The organism is Butyricimonas faecihominis (assembly GCF_033096445.1).
GTDB classification, from domain to species: domain Bacteria; phylum Bacteroidota; class Bacteroidia; order Bacteroidales; family Marinifilaceae; genus Butyricimonas; species Butyricimonas faecihominis.
This window is the reverse complement of record NZ_AP028155.1, coordinates 3,678,738-3,701,112: the sequence shown is the minus strand read 5'-3', so window position 1 is coordinate 3,701,112 and position 22,375 is coordinate 3,678,738. Positions and strand designations below refer to the sequence as shown.

Sequence of the window (22,375 nt, the reverse complement as noted above, 5' to 3'; positions counted from 1 at the left end):
GACTTTCAGCACTTCCGATATTCATGTTCTAATCCCGCTGTCTTGGGAGTTTCAACGCCGGTTCCTTCTCCGTCTTCGGGTTAGCCTTCTCGATCACCATGCCGTCCACGATCATCCCCGCGGGGTAAATCATCGAGGCCGGGTAAGCGTTCGGCAAGTAATTCATTACCTCTTCCTTCGAGGAGATGGCAACCAGCCTCAACAATTTTGTCAGCTCCGGCATACGGAAACCCGTGGTCCGGACACGGGTCTCTTTCCCGTCCTTCAAGTCCACCCGGTACACGACAAGTGCCGACCCGGAAATACCTCTCACGATGTAAGCACAAGATTGCCCGGCCGCTTTCGCCGCCTTGATCAACAACTTTTTCATCTTCTCGTGAGCAACGCCCTTTTCCGCCTGCACGTGGATCGTTCCCGTTCCCGTCACTAACGTCGGGCTTTGCGGTGACATGATGAAACGGGAACTACCCGTGGTCTCCGGAGCCTTCAACGCGGGGATCCGTCCGTTCAGCATTTTCTTGAACACGCCCTTTTCCACCAGCACCATTTCCGCTTCCGGCGTGACACCGTCCCCGTCCACCTCGTAATAACCGTATAGCGGGGTTCCGTTATATTCCTTCTTGTTCGTGTAGTTCTTCACCGTCAGGCGCTCGTCCATGATCTTCTGACCGAACTGATCCGCCAATCCCCGCCCCATAGGCATGAGAGAACGGGCCGCAATCAACCCGCCGCGATAAAGCAAGTTATTGGCCAAGATGGTTGCCACGGCACCACCCTCGAACAGGATCGGGCCATTGTAATATTCCGCCACGGGAGGAGCCGCTTTCAATTGCATCAATCCCTCGGCAAACGCTTTCACCCGCTCTTTCAACTCCTCCACCGAAGGAATCTCTGCCGGATTCAACAGGGAAAGAGAGAACGAATCCCCCAAGTTCGAACCGTCGTCACCTCGGACTTCCGCAGAAACCGTGACACTCACGTATCCACCCGGCTCTTTCAATTGTACCCCTTCCGTCGTCAGGCGGTACATATCCACCTCCATCCCGTTGATCGCCACGCTGGAATTATAAATCTCCTTGTATTCGTTGAACACGGCAGACACCTCGGTCACGAGCCGTTCCAAAACACCCTGATCAATCTTGTAGGCCTCCGGACGCTCTTGTACACGGGTAACCGCCGGGAGCGGTTGCATATCTGCCAACGCCGCCTCTTCCGAGGGAAGTGGGTTCTGTTGCAGGTAATTCATTTTCTGCGCCATCATACCCAAAGCGTACTTGTACATCATATCGGACGACTCCCACAACCCGCGGCGAATCACGTCATAGTCCACCTCCGAAGGCAATTGCGCGGGAGCGATCTGTTCCTGATACTGCACGTCACTGTTTCTCTGGTAATCACCAAGCAACACCTGCGTGCCGCCACTCATTTGCCACGGGGACACGTTCGAAAGCATTAATCCTCCCAACGAGGCCGCCATTTGAAAATGACGATAGCGGGCTATCGTGTACGAAATATAATAAGGTTTCGGCCCGTTAGGAAGAACTAAAGCTGCCTTGTTACGTTCCTGTTCGGAGCGCATCGCGGCAAAAATAACATCATCCGGATTATTCTCTTTCACCACTTCCGGTTTCGGGGAAGGCAGGATCGGGGCAATATCACGAGCCTGCGCCCGACGTTGCGTTTCGATCTTACTCACGAATATCGTGGGAGAGGATGCCGTCACGGGCACCCATCCCGACTCCGCGCCGCAAACACCCGTGAAAACGCTGGGCTTGTCTCCGGCAGCCGCGATATTGGAGAACATGGATAACGGGGTTCCGATCAGGTCCACCCCCCGCACCAACTGATCCGGGCGACCGTCCACGAACACCCGGTACACTTCCAAGGGAGTCACGTTGAAGGAGTTCAGACTTCCGCCCTCACCCGTGTACGTGAAACCGCTTGTCACGGTCCGGAAATAGTAACCGTACTCCTTCCCCTGCTTTTGAGCCTCTGCCACCAACATGGCCCGAAGTTCATCCTCCGTGTAGGGATGAGTGGTCTCTATGATCAAGTTGGATTGCCGGGAAACGGGGTCTCCCCCGCCGGAAGTACGACCGTGGCCATTACTTGACGGGAAACCATCCAGCGGAACCCGGCTCATCAAGAACTCTTTCAACACGCCATTCACCACGTTATCCACCCGGCGAGCTTTCACTCCCTCGTCATCATACACGTAATGACCGTACAAATCGGTATCGGCATAGCTTTTCAACAAAGGCGCGCAATACACTTGAAATTCAACAGGCAACACTTGCTCTCCCACCATCTTCTTGAAGGTTTGACCGCCCGATTTCAAGCGATGGCCTTCCAACCGATGGCCAAAGATCTCGTGAAAGAACACCCCACTGGCAGGACCGGACAGGATGGCGGGTCCCGTGTAAGGATCAGCCACCGGGGCATCGCGCAACGCCAGCAAGCGTTTGATCATGTCCCGTGCATCCGCGATCATCCGATCATTATCCGGTAAGTCATCGGGCGTGTAAGCAAAATAGTCTCTGTTCAAGGGCAGTTCCATCCCGTCAGCCGCTTTCAAAGAGGCCATCAACATCACCCGGGTAGCAATCCGGTTTTGTACCACCACGCTCCCCTCGCTATTCACGAAATAGGTGCGCAATACCTGAAAACTAAAACTGGCTGATCCCTCGCTTAACTCGGGGCAAGTTTTGAACACGGCGGAAACCTCGTTCAGGCGCTGTTCCCAAGCCCGCTTAATATCCATTTTCTGTCTCCCGGCAGCCAAGGGAGCCTCGTAATAACGTTCCATGGGAGCATCAGAGAAACACGGGGCTTTATCCTCGTCTGCCACGCTCACCGTGGCCCGGGTTTTCGCCTGATCGTACATATTACGGGCGAACTCGTAACGTTTCAACGTTTCCCGCCAAATCGCTTCCCGGATCGCATCCGTGGCATCATCATCCAAAGGCAAAACGACCCCTCGCGCTCCTTGCGCGTTAGGTCCGGCAAACCCTCCCTGCATATTATACTTGAAATTATCCAAATCTGGACTGCCCAACCGAACTTGTGGCACCAATGTCCTCATACGATTCTCGTTAGAGGTAGTCACGGCCCCGAATGAACTCACGACTGTTATCGTGCGGTCGTCCATCGCCCGCAAGTTCATGTAATAGGGGACACTTTCCTGTTTTTTCAGTTGCTCCATGCTATACGCCAGCTCCCGTTTCATCAGTTGCAGGAGACGATCCTCCTGCTCTTGAGCGAAAGCCCCGGAAAAACACAACAAGAGTATCCCGCTAAAAAAGAGTTTGGTAAAATGATTGATTTTTAGCATATCGATCTATTTGCAGGGGCCATCCGAAAAGTTCTATCTGTCGCGAAACAAACTCCTCCGGCCTTCGGCCACCTCCTCTATGAACAGAGGAGGAGCTGGTAACTCTTACCAAAGACGGTAAGCAACTCAGCTCTCCCTCTGTTTATAGAGGGAGTACCCCGAAGGGGGGAGGGAGTTAAAAAACAACTTTCCAGACTCCCCCTTTTTAATGATTCATCAAAATTGCTCAAGCGAGCATATCGAGATACCGTCCTCTACTTCAACTTAAAGAGAAGAATATCCCCCAAAGCAATCGCACAGTTTCCACCCGGGTCCGTTCCATCCTGTAAGGTAAACTTGATGTAGCGTACCCGCCGGGAACCTTCCGGGAATTTCAACAAAGTAACTTCTCCCGATCCGCGTCCCAGTTCATTGGTTTCAAAATAAGTGACATTCTGCCAATGACCTCCGTCCGTGGACACTTGAATGGAAATCTGAGAAGGCATGATGTATTGCATCCGTCGATCCATCATCGGGTGATACAAGGGTTGCGCGATCTTTATCCCGCTAATCTCTGTTTCCTCCAGCAATTCCATAGCCATCTCGTACTTACGAGGAACCGTATTAGACGTGGTGGTCCATGTTGTTTGATAATTATCATCCAACAAAGCATCCAAGTCGGCATAAAGATCCGAAGGAGAACAATTAACCTTACTCCCGTTGTCATACGTTTTCAAGGCTTCCGGTGCAATCAATTCCATCTCGGGAAGCGGGGAGTATCCCATGTATTCCATATATGGGGGTTCTTCGGATTCGAAATAAGGAATATTCCAACCACCATACCATTCGATTTTCAATCCCAACACATCCGGTTCGCTGGCCTTATCCAAAACTTGAAGACTCCTTCCTATATCACTCCGTAATTTGGGATAATCATTTTCTGTCGAATAAGTATACTTCGAATCCAAATACCGATTTTTCGCAAATATCAGCTTTTTCAAATTCGGACAATACAACACATCCTCAAAAGTTTCCATATCGTAATCAAACTCCAACTCTGTCACCCCCTCTACAAATTTCTCAAATTCCACTTCCTGTTCTTTCGTCTTGTTTGAATAACCATAACGACGTTCGATGGCATTTACAAATCCCGAACTGAAGATCTTCGTGTGGCTCAATGCCAGCGGATCAAACTCAATCTGATCCGGACAGCCTTCCACCCTTCCTTTCCGAAGCACATAAATCGTATCCGTCGGGTTCATGCTCACATCGTCGATCGTGATAAAAGCATTGTAACTCGTTTCCTTGTCAAACGTATAATATTGAATATCACCCCGTGTATCCTTGTATTGCAATTTAATCTCATCAATATTCTCATTCCATTGATCAGAAAAGAAAATCAATTTGTTTTTCAGGAAGTACGGTTTCACAACACCTCTCGTGAAGGCCAGCATGATCTCGTGCTCTCTCGTGTAAGGACGGCCATAGGTGGTTTCCACCAAAGACTCGTTACCCGAAAAATCTATGGCACTCACGTCAAAACGGTAAGTCCCGTTCGTCAAATTTTTCAGCTCGTAGGACTCGGCCGTACTGGGAAGTAATACCGAATCCTTCAGGTCTTCACATGACCATATCACCTTGATTTTATCAACGGTTGCATCCGTCCCGTTTATCCATTCCACAAGCAAACGTTCCCAGCCCGGAGTGGCATGAACCTCTGTACATTTTGCCACGTAACGGATCTTTCCGTCTCCGGCATAATCACTATACGTGTCTTCCAGGCTCTCACCACATCCCACCAACAACGCGGCAGCCGCAAATAGATTTATGATGTATTTTCTCTTTCTCATAACTTAATCCTTTTTCACATAAACTTCCAGTTCCTGTAACGTAAAATACTCTTGTAAATTACGATTTATCCCGTCTTCTTTTGACGTGTCAAACGTGTCGAGTACCAGCACTTTCAAATAACGATACTTGTTGTTTACAGGAGGAAATTGAATATCCACGTAAATCGGGTCCTTCGTTTCCAAATCATTCACGTCTTTAGGAGCCGACATTAGATCTGTTGTAAGATGCGACCATCTTTTGGTTACCGCCTCGCGTTTGGGATTCTGATCCAATTGCCCCAAGTAAACCCATCCTTCGTCATCCGGATCCGGGGAGGTACTATTGCCATATACCGAAATTTTGCACGGCACCTTGTCTTCGTAAGAACCAATCCACACATTTCCCCAAGTAGCCTGACCAACCGCATATTGAGCAAGTATCGGATAAAGACAATAAATACGAATCCATGCCGGAATTTTCTGTTCTCTCAAATCGAGAATCATCGGCTTTCCATAAGCATAAGGACCGGCAAGATAAGCTCCATAAACTTCCGTCCCCTGACGCGAATCTTTGTCTTCATAAGCGGAAGCGATCAAGCGCTCCAAACCTTTCAATTCCCCGTCAAAAAGATATTCCACTCCCGTCTTAGCCTTAGCACTCTCCCTCGACAAGCCGAAATCATTAAAGTCACTTGCAGACATCTTCCATTGCTCCGCCCGGAAGGCATCAATGTCCGGATAAATTTCCTGTCTTACACGGAAACCGTGAAAATCTTCCGTCCGAACAATGACCGTGTTACTTGATCTTTCCTGTTTCTGTATAAAATTAAGCGTATCTCCCTGTTGAGTAATCGGGAAACTGCTCATCAGAATCGTATCTTCCTTCTGTGTCAACGGATTTGTTCCCAAGTAAAAAACATGAACCATACCGGTAATCACCGAAGGACTCTTATAGATCACCTGAAAACCATTCCAGGAGGATCTTACCGTCAAATCATCGAAGAAAGACCAAGGCGCACTGTCCAATGTTGAAAATTGATAGTCCATTGCTCCCGATTCTTCGTTATTTTGATTAACAAAAGAGATCTGAGCCTTTATCCCCTCCTGACTTCTGGTAAAACCATCCAGCAAAACCGAGTCACCACTATATCCACAGGCTTTCAAAACATCCAATCCTTGCCAGTCCTTGTAACGGATATTCATGGCAAAGATGTCGCTATTATTCGGCAGGCGATAATGCATCATCGCCCCGCCCGCAACCGGAGTAAATTTGATCTCCAGTCCTTCCGTCAATGGTTCGAAAACCGAATCATCGTCCTCGCAGGCAAACAAAGCGAACACAAATAATAATAAGAAAATGGTATTTTTCATCATTCTATCTTTTTTAAGGATTAAAATTTACAAACGTAAATCCATCATTTATTTACCTCCCCATCCCGGGTTCTGTACCATTCCGGAAATCAGAATCTCTTCTGCATCAAACGGATCAAGATAATCCCGCGGGGCAATAAATTTATTACTGCTATATACCACAACCGGTCCCGTTTCATAGTTATAAAAGGCCTGATCCGTGGTCCCGATAACATTCCAGCCATATTGTTTTTCATTCATTGTCTGATGGGCTGTCAACCAGCGGCGAAGATCCCAGTACCGATGTCCCTCGAAAGCGAACTCAACGCTATACTCCTGATGAATAATATCCCGCATTCCGACTTTCGTGGTTACTTTTACCGGGTTGTTGGAATAACTTCCCCAAGCCTCTCTCACGGGTAGAATTCCGGCACGTTCACGAACCTTATCCAGCGGATCATACACCTTGCTATCCGGTTGATCCAAGTATTCATTCCAAGCCTCCGCCTGCATCAAGTAAACTTCAGCCAAACGGATGATAGCTGCCGTTTCATTTCCTTGCAGATTGTTAGCGTATCCCAAAGTATTAAACCACGAAAACAAATGTTTCTTTAACCAGTAACCGTTGATATTCTGCCATGAATTGCTGACAATAAAGTCATATTGCGTCCCCCATGGCTCTTCTCCTTTATGTGCCTTTACAAGAAAATTATAGTCCTTATCTACCGTATTCGTCCCTCGTTGCCAATACATCCTATCTCCCGCAATACAAGCATAGAACCGAGGTTCACGACGAAGATGAAGATTCACCACATCGATATTCATCGGAATGACACCCTCGTACACGGGGCTACTCTCGGAAGCCAATTTATAGCGATTGCTATAACTCCATGTAATATCAGCATCAATAGGTAACCCATTTGCCGTGTAGTACATTTCCACCATCTTCATGGAAGGAGAAAGACAGCCTAACGCCTGAGAGTCAAAATTATCATCATCACCGACTAACCGCGGCAAAATAAATTGATAAAATGGAGATGGATATTTCCATTCCAACAGGTATTCAGAATTGCTAAAGCGAGAGAACGACATATTCTCTATATCAGCCATCTTATTCAACAAATCGGTCTTTTTCCCGGTTGCTCCCGAGATTAAAGCCCGTCCGCCTTCTTCACACATTTCAGCTGCCTTATCAGCGGCTTCCGCAGCTAATAACCATTTATTTCGATCGTAAGTGGAATTAAAAAGCAATTCCCCGTTTTTGTTCCTAAAATCGGAATAAAATGCATTCCCGTTAAAAAGAGGAGAGGCAGCATAAAGCAACACTTTTGCTTTCAGTGCATACACCGCTTCGAGGCTGAACGTATGGCCGTAATTAGATATTCTTTGACTATGTTTTGGCACGTATTCCATGGACTCATCCAACAAATTAATGATTTCCTTGAAACAAGAGTCCACGTGTTGACGAGGTAATTGATAATCTTTCACCGGCAAATCTACCGGCATATTCTGTGGGATTAAACAAATAGGCCCGTAACGACGCACCAATTCGAAATAAACATACGCTTTCACCGCTTTCACATCTGCCTTCCACCAGTTACGATCTTCCTCACTCATATTATACGTATGATCCACATTTTCGAGGAAAATATTACAGTTTCGGATAACAACATACATCCTGTACCAGATTGACCCGTAAGGATTCTGAGACATCTGAAGGCCATCTGCAATCTTTAACCCGTCAAGATTGTACATGGTAGAGTTATGCAACGCCTGACACGTCACAAATTCATCCGCTCCAAGATAAGCCGTATTCACTCTAAAATCGGCAAATATATTGTTCAACTCGGCATAAAGCCCTTTCCACCAAAGCTCTACTTTCGTGCGCTGCTCAAAAAGCGATTCAATCGTTTCAATGTCTTTCTCCGGCACCATATCAAGGTAATTACACCCAGGGAGCAGAAGAATGCCACAAAGTATTGATAATAAATATTTTTTCATTGCTACATATATGTTTAAATTAGAAACTTAGGTTCAACCCGATCGACCATGTACGCTGAATCGGATAATTAAAACCATTGTCCCCCAACTCCACGTCCCATACCTTGAAGTTCGTGATCAAGAAGGGATTATTGACACGGGCATAGAATTTCACCGTTTGCATTCTCAACCTTTGCAGGAACTCCCGCGGAAGATTGTAAGCCAATTCAATAGAAGTACAACGCAAGAAACTACACTCCCGCATAAAATAGGTAGACCTCCGTTGTTCCGATCCTCCCCACTCTTCCTGTGGATTATGCACGATGATCGATTGTGTGGAAAGACGCGGCCAGAAAGGACGTTCCTTCATGTTATCGGCACTCCAGTGATCATCATAAATCGCTTTCAGCATAGCCCGGTTTTCCTCAAACGGACTAATCTTTTGGGGATTCATAAAGAAAGCCCGTTTCCCGGATCCTTGGAAAGCAAAACTAAACTCGATATTCTTGAAGTTAAAGAATCCGCTAAACCCGTAAATCACACGGGGAGTTGTCGGGAACCCGATGTACGTGGCATCGTTCACATCGATCACTCCATCCTTGTTTATATCACGGTAGCGGATGTCTCCCGGCATGATATCACCTCCTTGGGTAGGCGAATTATTGATCTCCGCCTGATCGCGGAAAAGACCTTCGGCAATATAACCGATCTGTTGTGACAGTTCATGTCCCTCTCTCCGCTGCCATGCCGGTTTACTAGTTGCTTCCTCGATCTTCCTGTAAGTAGCCTTGCTATACGTGAACGTACCATTCAAGATCATCCAAAGATCCGGGGTAAAGGCATGTTGCACCTTACCCGAGAGGTCAATACCCCGAGAGCGAGCCTTGCCCACGTTTCCAATTTGCGGTTGTTCCAAACCGGTAGTTGATGGCATCGTATAGCGATAGTCCAAGATATTATGGCGAATTTCCTGATAAATATCGGCATTAAGCTCCACGATTCCTCCAAAAAATTTGGTCTCGATACCGATATTACTCTGTTCAGCAATTTCCCACGTGAGCTTCTCATTAGGATAAGAAGCCACAAAAGGCCTTGATATATTATTCCCACTTGGGGAGGGATCTAACGCACTGTCATTTTTCAATAAAGGTAAATGGGTAAAACGCGGGTCCTTGATAACACCGTCATTTCCGACCTTACCCCACGAGAAACGGAATTTCAAGAAAGAGAGCCAATGAGCCGTGTGGTCGGCAAGAAATTTCTCTTTGGATGCAATCCAAGCTGCCCCTAACGCAGGGAAGAAACCGAACTGATGATCTTTGGCAAAACGTTCGGAACCGTTATACCCGAAACTGGCCTCTGCAAAATATTTGTCCCTCCATCCATAAGTTCCGCGCATGGACACGCCCATATTCCGGTTTGGAATACCATCTAGCACAGATGCTGTTTGAGAAGTAGTAGTTTCCTGCAAATTAAACACAACGGTCAGACTGGTCTGATGTTCTCCCCAAGCTGCCACATGCAGCCCCCGTACCTCGTAACTCATCTGCGTAGATTGAGAACTATTGGTATGCTTATCATCATTATCTTTCGCCAATGTCCTTGATGCCTCACTACTATTCAAAGCATTCAACTGATGTACTCCAGTTTCAAAATCATAATTCTTCAGAGAATACATATAAGGGGTTGTCTTATAAGCATTCGCATAGTACCCGGTTTGGTTCATGGAAACCGAAGCCCGTAACTCCAAACCTTTGAGAAGAGTAGAAAGATTGTGAATATACTCCGCACGGGCAACAGCCGAATAGCGACGACGATCCTTATATCCCTGATGCAATATCAAATAAGGATTGACAGTGCTTTGATCCACCGCACCGAAACGAAGATGCGGCCAATTGGATGACTCGTCCGCCGGATAAGTCGGGGCAAAATCCACCGGAGAGGCATTAAAAGCCAAGTAATATGCCTGCGATACATCAGCATAAGGACCGCGATATTTATCCAAGTTCGCTGAAGTGTTAATATTCAAACGAATTCCGGCACTCAAGTCGATATTCAGATTCGTACGGAAAGAGAACGTGCTATTCTCGATATTACACTTGAACTGGTTCAGACGATCAGTTTTTAACATCCCCTCATCACGGACGTAATTCACGGACGTGTAATATTGAACCAACCGGGAACCACCCCGGATATTCAAACCGGCACGGTGATTAATGGAGTAATTGTGGAACATGATGTCGTACCAGTCATTCGCCGGATACACCCAAGAAGGATATGAAGGAGAACCCGTGCGTTCGATGCGTTCCACGCTGTATTGCGGGGTGGCATCCGGGTTACGAGCCAACAACGCCTGATTGTACATCTTCATGTAATTGATGGGGTCTACCACCTCGATCTCCCTTGTCGGCATACTCAATACCGCCTCGTAACGAACAGAGGTGTAAACACTACCTTCCTGTCCTTTTTTGGAGGTAATCAAGATTACCCCGTTTGCCCCACGAGCCCCGTACATGGCAGTTGCCGATGCATCTTTCATCACACTGAAAGTCTCGATGTCTTCCGGTGTCATACGGGAAAGATCCAGCTTGGACGATTCCACCCCATCAATCAAAATTAAGGGATCGATATTGGCTTTGGATTGAAAGGAAGTAATACCACGAATGTAGAATTTGGTATTCATTTCTTCTTCCGTCAACGCACCGGGAATACCTCCCGTCTGCCATCCCACGATACCGGCAATTTTTCCGGCAAACTGGGAAGTCAAGTCACTACTTGAAGATTTCAAGGTTCTCGCATCCACGGTGGTAATAGCCGAAACCACACTCTCTTTCTTTTGCTCTCCGAAAGCCACAACGGTTACCTCCTCGATATTCTCGGCCGTGGGATTCAAACGAACGTTTAATTTCGTTTTCCCTTTGAGCGGCACTACCTCTGTCTTGTAACCAATGAAGGAAATCCGCAAGGCATCCTCCGGCCGGGTATTGATCGTGTAACGTCCCTCGGCATCCGTGGCCACTCCTTGAGTTGTTCCTTGGATAAGCACCGTAGCTCCGGGAATGGGATTCCCTTTTTCATCCACAACCCGCCCGGTCACTGCTACCAACTGTACCGGTTTTGCCTCCTTAACCACGATCACGACCCGATTTTTTTCGAGTACATAATCGTATGGACTGTCTTTCAACAACGTCTTCAAGGCCTCGTCCACGGAGACATCCTTCACTTCCAAGGTGAAGTGTCGGTTTTTATCTACCGCCCCGTTACTTTGGAAACCGTAATCAATACCCGTCTGGCGGTTAATTTCGGCAAGAATGGTTTCCAGCGTGGCATTTTTCATCGAAATGGTTACTTTCTTCTGGATGACCTGAAACACACAAGATGTCGCCCCGTACGTGTCCCTAGGTATAGCTCCTAGTGTTGTAAATACCAAGAATATATACAACACAATTTTTTTAGCGATAGAGATACCGCCCATGTGATTTTTTTGCATAAATTTGTCGTACTTATTTAATTAAATAGTAAATTCACTTTACTGTTTGATGGTCGCTATGGATAAAGGCTCAATTTTATACGATAGCGATTTTACCCTAAATTATCCTGCCTAGCGGGATAATTTTTTTACTTGTTGTTTTTTACTTCACGATGTAATGCCCCCTTTCTTTTATAAATTTACAATCCGTCATTTCTTCAAGGAATTGAATCACCTCGTCAATCGGAGTCTCTTTACTCAAATTCATGGTTATTTCAATCCGGGCCAGTTCCGTCCGGGCTTCAAACTCGACCCCGTACCAAGTTGAAATATCTTCCAGCACGAGATCCAAAGGCTTGTCCCGATAGCGGAACACGTTATTCAGCCACGCCATGGCATATTGCACGTCCACACGTTCCACTTTAATATCACCGGACCCCACGTTATAAGCGACCTGTTCTCCGGGAATGACTTGAATCTCATCACGACCGGGAGATTTAAAACCAATCTTCCCCTCGATCAACACGGTCTCGACTGTCTTTTGAGAACGTCCCTTCACGTTAAACCGGGTCCCGTAAACCCGGATTTTAGAACCGTCAATATTTACCACGAACGGTTGCCCCGACTTCGTCACATTAAAATAAGCCTCCCCCGACAATTCCACCTCCCGCAAATCCCCGACAAACTCTTCCGGGTATTTCAAACGACTCCCGGCATTTAGGGTTACTTCCGTCCCATCAGCAAGCGTCACGTTATACGTGAACCCGGCAGGGATGATCAGAGTGTTGTACGCAATTTCACGAGCAGTCCTTGCCGTATCATACATGATATGGTTATTCGCAATCTGAATGTTCGATTTCTGAACAACGGAATCCATCTTTTTCCCTTTCAGATTCAAACTATTCCCGTCCGCCAGAATCAATGTCGGCACGGCAAAATCGTGATCCATCTTGATCACGCTGACCACTTTTGTCACCTCAGGCACCTCTTCCTTTTCACGTACCCACAACGAGGCAAACACGAGCCCACAACACAGCACCGCCGCCACGGAACTCCCGCTCCAAATGATCCGACGGCGCATTCTCACACGACGCAGCCGCCGATCGAATCGCACCCCCGCGGCCTCAACCTCTTCATCCGAAGGGATTTTCACGTTATCCAGCATTTCTTCTATATCTTTTTCAGTTTTCATATCTATATCTTTTTACACATATATAAACTGAAACAGGAAAAACTACCGTAGAAAAGTGATTATTTTCAAAAAAGATTTACATTTGCACAAATAAATCTATATTGGATGTATGTCAAAACAGGACGATATAATCCTTTTGGAATCTTTTAATCGGCGAAACCCGAAAGCGTTTAGTATCGTTTATCGAATGATATATAGAGAATTATACCTATACGCAACCCACATTTTCAACCCGTTGAATCTTCCGGCAGAGGACGTTATCCAAGATATTTTCACCGATATATGGCTCCGGGAATCCGTCCAATTCTCGTCGATCCCTTACATCAAAACATTTTGCTTTATCGCGTTGAAGAATGCCTACAAAAATAAAATCAAGCATCTGGGATACCAGCAACGTTTCGAACTGGAGAGTAAAATTGAAAACGAATTTTCGGAAGACATCGAGCAAGTGGAATTATTTCATTCCCTGTACGAATCACTAAAATTCCTGCCCGACGATTACGCCACGGTTATCCGCATGTACCTCGAAGGCTGGAAACCCGAAGAAATCGCCACACAACTGGGCCTCGCCCTCCAAACCGTCTACAACAAACGCCGGGAGGCTATTCTTATTTTGCGGAAACATATGGTGAAGTAATTGTCCATAATTTATTGCAACCCTAATCAAAAAATGATTATCTTTACAACAAATTATATTGATATGACTATAAGAAATTGGATAAAACAACAAGAAAGCCTTGGTAAGCCCACATTCTCATATCGAGATGTAAAAGTCAATTTTAGTGACATGCCCGAACAACATATCATGAACGAGTTGTACCGTCTGTCAAGGCAAAAAATTATCCAATCAGTTTACAAAAGCTTTTATACCGTGATTCCGATACAATATTCAGTTCGTGGTATCGTTCCCCCCACTTATTATATCGACCAACTGATGGAATATCTCGCTAAACCTTATTATATCAGTTTACTCAGTGCAGCGGAAATTCATGGTGCAGCCCACCAGCGCCCTCAACGCTTCTCTGTCACGACTTTACGCCCCGTGGTAACAACATCTGCACGGAAAAACAACCTTATCGTTTGGAATTATAGAAAAGATATTCCCGAAAATTTACTTTGCAGCAAGAATTCCGAAACCGGGATAATTCATTATTCATCAGCTGAATTGACAGCTGTTGACCTCGTACAATTCGAGCATCAGATAGGAGGATTGTCCGTTGCCGCCACAGTTCTTTCTGAATTAGTAGAAACTATCGACTTCTCCAAAAACTCAAATACTTTATTTCAGACAGCCTCATTAACATCGATTCAACGACTCGGATATATATTGGATTATATACTGGAAGAGACAAAACAGGCCGAGATGCTGTATCAGCAATTATGTCTACTAAACAAAAAGCCCGGCTATACACCTCTTGCACATTGTCTGCCCATCCGTGGAAACAAACGAAACAACAAATGGAAAATTATTATTAATCAAACAATAGAAATAGACGATATATGATAAACAGATCAGCGATACAAGAATGGGGCGCACAAGTACCTTGGACGGACAATGCTCAAGTGGAACAGGATTTACTGATTTCACGTTGTCTCGTGGCTATTTTTAACGATAACTTTCTGCGAAATCAACTGGCTTTCCGTGGAGGTACGGCTCTTCATAAATTATATCTTTCCCCTCAGCCTCGATATAGTGAAGATATTGATCTGGTACAAATAACTGCCGGCCCCATAAAATCCATCATGTCCCGACTAGGCGAAGTTCTTGATTTTATGCCAAATAAAGTAACAAAACAGAAACGATATAATAACACCATGCTATTTCGTATGGAATCCGAAATACCTCCCGTCATGCCGATTCGTTTGAAACTGGAGATAAACTGCTTTGAGCATTTCACTGAAATGGGCCTGGTAGAAGTTCCTTTCTCGGTCGGAAATAAATGGTTTTCCGGTTCCTGTAAGATTACTACCTACCAATTTGCTGAATTATTGGGGACGAAATTACGTGCGCTCTATCAACGAAAGAAAGGGCGTGATTTATTTGATCTGTACGTTGCATTAAAACAAACGGATGTAAATCCAGATGACGTGATTCGCTGCTATCACAAGTATATGAGGTTTACAGTACAACAGCCACCCACCTACAAACAATTTATTCTCAACATGGAGGAGAAAATACAAGATCCAGATTTCCTTGGTGACTCACAATTATTACTGCGACCGGAGATTTCATTCAACCCCCAAGAGGCATATCTAGTTGTGAAAGAGAGGCTCATTGATAGACTTTCTTGGACCAGATAATATACTTATTGGGCCTCGCCCTCCAAACCGTCTATAACAAACGCCGGGGGGAGGCGATTCTTATTTTACGGAAACATATGGTGAAGTAATAAACTACTCACCTCGTTTGGGAACAAGGGATTTATGAAATTACATTATAGTAAAACTAATTTTACGTCCAAGCCCTTGAAATATCTTAAACAACGTGGAAAGCTGAATATCTGCATGTCCATTTTCGATACGGGAAATATAACTTTTTTTTGTTCCTATTTTAGCTGCAAGTTGCTCCTGCGTCATGCCCGCTTTCAAACGCTCCGCTTTTAATTGCTCCCCTATAATGAATGCCTCACAACCATTTTCAAATTCATTACGTTCTTCCGTCCCGATAGCACCAAAATCTTCCGTGATTAAATCCTCAATCGGAGTACATCCTATTGCTTTCAATTCATCATTACTCATCATTTTATTCTCCTTTCCTGTCTTTACTAGCAAAATATTCATTCATAATCCGTTTAGCTCGTTCTATCTCCCTGAGAGGTGCTTTCTGCGTTTTCTTCTGAAAACCATTAAACAATATCACCAAATTACCCTCGTCCATACAACAAAAAATTCGATAAATATTACCACCCTCTTCAACTCTAACTTCAAAAAGCCCATGCACCCCAACAACTGCCTTAAGAAATATCTCCGGGACCTGCTCTAACGTCATTATATAAATAAAAATCTGGTAGATTTTACGCAAAGTATTCCGAGATAAAGTCTTTTTGAAATCCTTAAAATAATTTGCATACGCTACTACTTGGCGAACATATTCTCTTTTTTCTGCCATAACAAGTATTTTTGCTTTTACAAAGATAACTAATTAGTGAACAAAAATCAATGATTCATCCGTTTTTATTATTAGAAAACATCAACAGGGATAAAACAGGGATAAGCCACCCTTTTACTATCGTTATAATCTCCCCCGCCCCTTTCATTGCCCTTTCATCGCCCTTTCATAACCCATTCCCAATATACCGGAAAGAGTACTGAAAGGACGGTATAATAGTCACGTGAGATTATTACAGTATTATCACGATGTTATTACGGGGTAAAAACTCTAATTCCAAGCAGGAGTACAAGGAGAACCTAAAGAGAACCTAAGGAGAAGTTACCCAAATAATCCCACTTATTCGAAGAACCCTCGAAGCTTACACGTAGCTCCCACATTCCACAATATTTAAGTTCTGTGAAAGCTTCGAATAAGCTCTGCTTAAGTGAGATAATCTCGGTTAGATTACCACTTTATCTGGGTTAGATTAGGATATAAATTGGGACTGTCCAAAACGGTTGAATTATCCCATTTTTATCGCAAATTTGCACTAAAAGGGAAATATATTGCACTATGGATTTCTATCAACTTATTAAAGAACCGTCGTACTTTGCTTGGTTTGACCCAACAGGATTTGACAGATGATACCGGTTTGAGTCCGCGGATCATCAAAAGTATAGAAACGGGAAAGCAAATATACAAGCGTTCTTACCAAGAGCGTTTACACCGTTTTCTGAGGAATAATTAAATATCACACCATGACAGAAGAAGAAAACAAACAACGGATGCACGATCTATTGGTAGAGATCGAAACCTTGGAAAAAGATAATTTCCCCATCAAGCAACAATGTACCGAGGCTATCGCCTGTCTCGAAAGAGCCCATGAAATGTTTGTCCAAAGAGCTACAAACGAAGGATATAGCTTACAGGATTATCGCTTAGGTGAAATAGAAATAAAGCAATACTCAGCCATGAAGCAGATGGCTATAAAAGGAGGACTCCCCCACGAACAATATGACCACCGTATCCGGGAAGTACGAGTCCGGCTATTCGGAGAACAAATGGTAAAAGATAATTTTGATTGACTTCATCAGCTCCCCGGAGAACCCCAACAAGGAGCTGATGATTTTTGCAACGCCTATTCTTCAACAATCTCTACTTTCAGACGATCCGGTTTTTCTTCGGTGATTTGCAGTTTCGTACCTTTAATTGCTACGCGAATCGCATCCCGGATACTCATTTTACCTTTCACGGCATTTACTTTCACGCTACCCGTCTTTGCCAAATCCGTCTCGATAAAACATCCCGTGGCATGAGCCAAAGCCTGTGCCGTTTCATCGAATCGCTGTGCCGGAATATCATACGGGATTTCAGTAATCGTATCCAGACATCCCCGACAGGGATGACGTAATGAATCTATACTCGTCGCTCTCAATGTATCAGTATTAGCCGACCTCAATCCGACCGTGACCGTAGATTTTGTTTCCGCATTCCCAGAAGCCTCGTTTTTTGTCTTATCCTTACAACCAAAGAATAATAATGTTCCAGCAACTAAAAGAATGAATAAATTTACTCGTTTCATTGTATTTACATTAAAAAATCAATCACTAAATCATCTAATCTTCCTGTTAATTCCGATTTATACTACAAATGTAATACGGAATTAGAGGAAAATGGTCGCATCAATTTCAAAAAATCATATATAAATTTTTCTCATTCCGCCAAAAATAAGGTTGCAGGCAGGGTCAGTTCATTCCCATCCATATCCCGAACCGTAACCGTCTTGGCCTTAACCATCCCGATAAACACGTCAATATTGGGTATCCCGGGGGGTACTTTATTGGTCGGTTTACCATCAAGAGCCGTCACCGTGTAGCCGGGGGCAATCTTTTCAAGGGCTTCCTTACCCCACACCGCCGTAATCTTGAGTTCCCCGTTAATCACGGCCGTGGTCACGGGACGTTGATCCCCTTCCCAAACGGCAGCACCCTCGTAGGCTGTAAAACTAAAACGTTTGTTCGGATAATCCAGTGTCAATTTACCGAGATCCGTGATTTTAAAACAAAGTAACAGATAGTCAATGCCACCTGTATATACCGGGATTCCAGAAAAAACTCCGTTCCCGATATGACATTCTTTCAATTCACCCCGATACAATTTATCCATACCTACCCGTCCCCCAAGCATAAGCGTGGTAGTTCCCTGCCCCTCTTCCACGCTATCGATAAGCCCGGCAGCTGTCCACTCCTCGAAACCTTTCACCGAAGGCAAACCAAAAGCCCCCATACTACTTCCACTATCAAATACCCCCGGAACATCGTATAACTCTTCCTTTCCACGCAATTTGAGTGCCAGCAAGGGAAGGCCATCCCATAGTTTCATCGGCATCCAATCTCCTTCCTCTCTGATAACCGATTTCTCGATCATGATGGTTTTCGTCTTCGCATCAAATGTTACGACAAAATCCGAAAAAGCATTAGCTCCCAAGATACCATCAACACCTATTGCACGAAGCCCCGGATTATTCCCGGGTAACACGATCGCTTCCAAGCTATCCGCTTTTACATCGCCGAAGACAAGCGAAGAAATTGTGGCATAAGACACATTCCCATCCATCCCCACGATATAGTTACTCGTCGAACGAAGAAACAATCCCGCCTCGCTAACCACCTTGTCCGAAATACAGGTCATTCCCGCCCCCGTGTCAAACAGGAAAGAGTATCCCCTACCATTTATGGACACGTTGACAACAGGTACACCATGAGAATCATTATAATTCAAGACCGAAGAAGTTACGATACTATCTTGCGTAGCAAGCGCCGCGTCAAGTAACAAAGGGTATAAACCCACGACTAAAAATAACAATACAGATTTGCTACATTTTTTACTTCTCCAAACCAAGTTCTTTGTTAACATCTTATTTCCCATATTTTTCTTTCATTTTTTGTCACTTCATATCTTTTACTTTTTTCTTTCTCATGATTACTTCTTCTATTTCACAGGAGCCAAATAATCTGCAGGACGAATGAGAAATCCCCACATAGAACCCAATTTATCTTGTTCTTCAAAACGATAATAACGAGTTTCATATATCCTATTCATCATCCGGTGATAGATTTTTATAACTTCCTTTTTCGTTAGTATATTAAACACGTTTTCAGACATCATAAGAGTACCACCAACAGCTTTTCCATCTCTATCAAAATAGACCTCAAAAACCAAAAGGCCAAATTCTTCTTTATCTTGGAGAATTTTTTGTACTTCTTTTACGCTCCCCTTACTCCAACTAAAAATGAGAGAATTCAATTCTCTTTCCCTCTCTTTAAGGAGAGTATCATCCTTCACAGAAGGTGCTAATTTTTCAAAGCCATATTGCAAGAATTTTCCCCCGACATAATACATAAATGTACTATCTCCCCAATGTTTAGTCAAGACCTTCTCAATTTTCACCTCTCGATCTACTTCCTGTGCATTCAAACAAATAGAGAAACATAATAAAGCGAACAAACTTATAATTAACTTCATAATTTTCAATATTATATATTAATAGTAATACATCTCAATTATCCAAGGAATAAAACTCGCATTAGATTGCCCACCCTCACCCTTCCATTTCGAAGAAAACATAAAAATCCTCTAGGAAGATAATTGAAAGAAAACTAATAACAAACACACTCTCAGCACCTGTTCATCAATTATAGCCTAAACCTTCCCTCTTTCCACTCCTTCTCTTTCCACTCCTTCCACTTCTTCTCACGTTCTTCCCGTATCTCTCTCAACTCCTGCCACTCGAAATTTTTCAATTCTTCTAAAAATTCTATCTCGCTGCCCATATCTACCATACACCGGATGCGAGTCGAATCCGGTGACAGATCATCCCATTTATAAAATTCCTTGTTTGAAGCCAAGATTTCCTCCACTACTGGCAAGGGCATTTTGTGTTTCATTATAGCATTATACATCTTTTTCAAATGCTTTTCCGTTATCTTATCACGTATTTCTTTACTGACATAAAAAAATACGGTTATAATATTTCCATGCCCATCAAGAACAAACTCTAACATCAAACCTCGATAAGTATTAAAAAGCCGACGAGGCCCAAACATGGGACGCGCTAGACCGGGCTCACACTTTTTAATAAACGGACGAATTTCTCGAGGAAGCACCGACCAACTCAACCAGTCCAACCACGCACTTTCTAAAGATCGCGAACGTATCACAATATAATGTCTGAATTTCTCTTTCGAGATCAATTGGTCATACCCTTCCACTCGATAGACACAACTATCTTTGCTTTCAATCCACGCTGTATCTTTCATCAAAACAAATTTCTGGGCTGAAAGGTGCTGCATTGCAAACAAAACAATCACCAAAAAAAATATTTTCCTCATATCTCTTTTTATCTAATTAATACCATACAAACGGCCACAAGCTAAAAATTAAAGACGGGGTACCATTAGGAGAATATTCAGTCCCCGTGTAAGCCTTAAATTTCTCTGCAAAACGATTAAATTCTGATACAAACTCTTCCTTACTAATCGCCCGTTCATAGACCCTACATAAAAAATTGATATAATCCATAACGAGAACCGTATCATCCACTCCATACAGGAACACACTCTCAACACCTGTTCATCAATTATAGCCTAAACCTTCCCTCTTTCCACTCCTTCTCTTCCCACTCCTTCCACTTCTTCTCACGTTCTTCCCGTATCTCTCTCAACTCCTGCCACTCGAAATTTTTCAATTCTTCTAAAAATTCTATCTCGCTGCCCATATCTACCATACACCCGATACGAGTCGAATCCGGTGACAGATCATCCCATTCATAAAATTTCTGGTGTGAAGCCAAGATTTCCTCCACTACTGGCAAGGGCATTTTGTGTTTCATTATAGCATTATACATCTTTTTCAGATGCTTTTCCGTTATCTTATCACGTATTTCTTTACTGACATAAAAAAATACGGTTATAATATTTCCATGCCCATCAAGAACAAACTCTAACATCAAACCTCTATAAGTATCAAAAAGCTGACGAGGCCCAAACATGGGACGCGGTAGACCGGGCTCACACTTTTTGATAAACGGACGAATTTCTCGAGGAAGCACCGACCAACTCAACCAGTCCAACCACGCACTTTCCAAAGATCGCGAACGTATCACAATATAATGTCTGAATTTCTCTTTCGAGATCAATTGGTCATACCCTTCCACTCGATAGACACAACTATCTTTGCTTTCAATCCACGCTGTATCTTTCATCAAAACAAATTTCTGGGCTGAAAGGTGCTGCATTGCAAACAAAACAATCACCAAAAAAAATATTTTCCTCATATCTCTTTTTATTTAATTAATGCCATACAAACGGCCACAAGCTAAAGATTAAAGACGGGACACCATTAGGAGAATATTCAGTCCCCGTGTAAGCCTTAAATTTTTCTGCAAAACGATTAAATTCTGATACAAACTCTTCCTTACTAATGGCCCGTTCATAGACCCTACATAAAAAATTGATATAATCCATAACGAGAACCGTATCCTTCACTCCATACAGGAAATGTAATTTACTCGCATCAGGGATCGCCCCCTGTTTTAGCCAAGCTTCAGCCATACTTATATCCATTATAAGGTATGCTTCAAATTCAATATTACGTTTAAAATCCGGTCGCATATAAGCCGAACCGCCACATAAACCGAATTGCAACTGATGTATCATTTCATGAATAATTATAGAAGGATCACCTAAAACTCGCTTTTCTTTTATCCTGATCACCCCGTCATTCCAATCTGCATATCCTTCTTTTATTTCCCCTGTTTTAGCTAAAACTATCCTCATCCTTATCTTTTTCAAATTCACAAGTGCGCGAATAACATCTCTTAACCGGGGAAATTCGATATTAACTACATTACAAATACTCTCACACATACGCACGAGATCCTCCTTCGGTATGCCCGGATCACTATTTATTATATCAAATAATGACAAGACCATACTCAACGAGACTTCCTCCGACTCGTAATAAAAAGAACTCTCACTTTCAATCGTTTCTTCTTCTGCTATATAATTTCCGTCATCGTAACATCCCACCAAGAAGACGGCTGACAATAGAATCCATATAATCCTTTTCAAACACTCTTTCGTAACCATAAATT

The 22,375-nt window shown here is 43.9% G+C and carries 18 protein-coding genes; 4 read left to right on the top strand and 14 right to left on the bottom strand.

Annotation, left to right across the window (positions count from 1 at the left end):
- Positions 1-28 precede the first annotated feature (28 nt).
- The 6 genes from R8806_RS15325 to R8806_RS15300 form a co-directional block, all read right to left on the bottom strand.
- Complete coding sequence (locus R8806_RS15325) at positions 29-3,331, bottom strand: metallopeptidase TldD-related protein (RefSeq protein ID WP_124315810.1); 3,303 nt, start codon at positions 3,329-3,331, stop codon at positions 29-31.
- A gap of 254 nt (positions 3,332-3,585) precedes the next feature.
- Positions 3,586-5,160 (bottom strand): DUF4998 domain-containing protein, encoded by a 1,575-nt coding sequence (locus tag R8806_RS15320; RefSeq protein WP_124315809.1) that lies wholly within the window; start codon positions 5,158-5,160, stop codon positions 3,586-3,588.
- 3 nt (positions 5,161-5,163) lie between these two features.
- Positions 5,164-6,513, bottom strand: a complete 1,350-nt coding sequence (locus tag R8806_RS15315) for a DUF4959 domain-containing protein (protein ID WP_124315808.1) — start codon at positions 6,511-6,513, stop codon at positions 5,164-5,166.
- A 45-nt stretch (positions 6,514-6,558) separates the two neighbouring features.
- Complete coding sequence (locus tag R8806_RS15310; protein WP_124315807.1) at positions 6,559-8,490, bottom strand: RagB/SusD family nutrient uptake outer membrane protein; 1,932 nt, start codon at positions 8,488-8,490, stop codon at positions 6,559-6,561.
- A gap of 19 nt (positions 8,491-8,509) precedes the next feature.
- Entirely contained in the window at positions 8,510-11,959 is a 3,450-nt protein-coding gene (locus tag R8806_RS15305) for a SusC/RagA family TonB-linked outer membrane protein (RefSeq protein WP_229782943.1), read from the bottom strand.
- A 142-nt stretch (positions 11,960-12,101) separates the two neighbouring features.
- Positions 12,102-13,130, bottom strand: coding sequence for a FecR family protein (locus tag R8806_RS15300; RefSeq protein WP_151411885.1), 1,029 nt, complete (start codon positions 13,128-13,130; stop codon positions 12,102-12,104).
- A 109-nt stretch (positions 13,131-13,239) separates the two neighbouring features.
- On the opposite strand from R8806_RS15300, the gene R8806_RS15295 reads away from it, so the two are divergent.
- The 3 genes from R8806_RS15295 to R8806_RS15285 all read left to right on the top strand — a co-directional run bounded on the left by R8806_RS15295 (position 13,240) and on the right by R8806_RS15285 (position 15,431).
- Positions 13,240-13,767 (top strand): RNA polymerase sigma factor, encoded by a 528-nt coding sequence (locus R8806_RS15295; RefSeq protein ID WP_124318221.1) that lies wholly within the window; start codon positions 13,240-13,242, stop codon positions 13,765-13,767.
- A gap of 63 nt (positions 13,768-13,830) precedes the next feature.
- Positions 13,831-14,634, top strand: coding sequence for a type IV toxin-antitoxin system AbiEi family antitoxin domain-containing protein (locus R8806_RS15290; protein WP_124318222.1), 804 nt, complete (start codon positions 13,831-13,833; stop codon positions 14,632-14,634).
- Positions 14,631-15,431 carry a nucleotidyl transferase AbiEii/AbiGii toxin family protein gene (locus R8806_RS15285; protein WP_087419081.1) on the top strand — a complete coding sequence of 267 codons (801 nt, stop codon included), beginning with the start codon at positions 14,631-14,633 and terminating at the stop codon, positions 15,429-15,431. Before R8806_RS15290 ends, R8806_RS15285 begins: the two co-directional genes overlap by 4 nt.
- Positions 15,432-15,560: 129 nt before the next feature.
- Here the strand turns inward: R8806_RS15285 and R8806_RS15280 are convergent, their stop codons facing one another.
- On the bottom strand, positions 15,561-15,911 hold the full coding sequence (locus tag R8806_RS15280; RefSeq protein WP_229782942.1) for a helix-turn-helix domain-containing protein: 351 nt from the start codon (positions 15,909-15,911) through the stop codon (positions 15,561-15,563).
- Entirely contained in the window at positions 15,874-16,239 is a 366-nt protein-coding gene (locus R8806_RS15275; RefSeq protein ID WP_124318223.1) for a type II toxin-antitoxin system RelE/ParE family toxin, read from the bottom strand. Before R8806_RS15275 ends, R8806_RS15280 begins: the two co-directional genes overlap by 38 nt.
- A gap of 740 nt (positions 16,240-16,979) precedes the next feature.
- Between R8806_RS15275 and R8806_RS15270 the strand changes: the two genes are divergently transcribed.
- The gene (locus R8806_RS15270) at positions 16,980-17,306 is read left to right on the top strand and encodes a hypothetical protein (RefSeq protein ID WP_124317158.1); all 327 of its coding nucleotides are present in this window, start codon (positions 16,980-16,982) and stop codon (positions 17,304-17,306) included.
- A 53-nt stretch (positions 17,307-17,359) separates the two neighbouring features.
- Here R8806_RS15270 and R8806_RS15265 read toward each other — a convergent pair whose 3' ends face one another.
- The 6 genes from R8806_RS15265 to R8806_RS15240 form a co-directional block, all read right to left on the bottom strand.
- Complete coding sequence (locus R8806_RS15265) at positions 17,360-17,803, bottom strand: hypothetical protein (protein ID WP_124317159.1); 444 nt, start codon at positions 17,801-17,803, stop codon at positions 17,360-17,362.
- A 131-nt stretch (positions 17,804-17,934) separates the two neighbouring features.
- Positions 17,935-19,149 (bottom strand): retropepsin-like aspartic protease, encoded by a 1,215-nt coding sequence (locus R8806_RS15260; RefSeq protein WP_124317160.1) that lies wholly within the window; start codon positions 19,147-19,149, stop codon positions 17,935-17,937.
- Positions 19,150-19,212: 63 nt separating this feature from the next.
- Entirely contained in the window at positions 19,213-19,746 is a 534-nt protein-coding gene (locus R8806_RS15255; RefSeq protein ID WP_151411892.1) for a hypothetical protein, read from the bottom strand.
- 170 nt (positions 19,747-19,916) lie between these two features.
- Positions 19,917-20,612: a hypothetical protein gene (locus R8806_RS15250; RefSeq protein WP_151411900.1), complete on the bottom strand. Its 696-nt coding sequence runs from the start codon at positions 20,610-20,612 to the stop codon at positions 19,917-19,919.
- A 248-nt stretch (positions 20,613-20,860) separates the two neighbouring features.
- Positions 20,861-21,556 carry a hypothetical protein gene (locus R8806_RS15245; RefSeq protein ID WP_151411907.1) on the bottom strand — a complete coding sequence of 232 codons (696 nt, stop codon included), beginning with the start codon at positions 21,554-21,556 and terminating at the stop codon, positions 20,861-20,863.
- Between the two features lie 16 nt (positions 21,557-21,572).
- Entirely contained in the window at positions 21,573-22,370 is a 798-nt protein-coding gene (locus tag R8806_RS15240) for a hypothetical protein (protein WP_151411917.1), read from the bottom strand.
- Between the last annotated feature and the right edge of the window lie 5 nt (positions 22,371-22,375).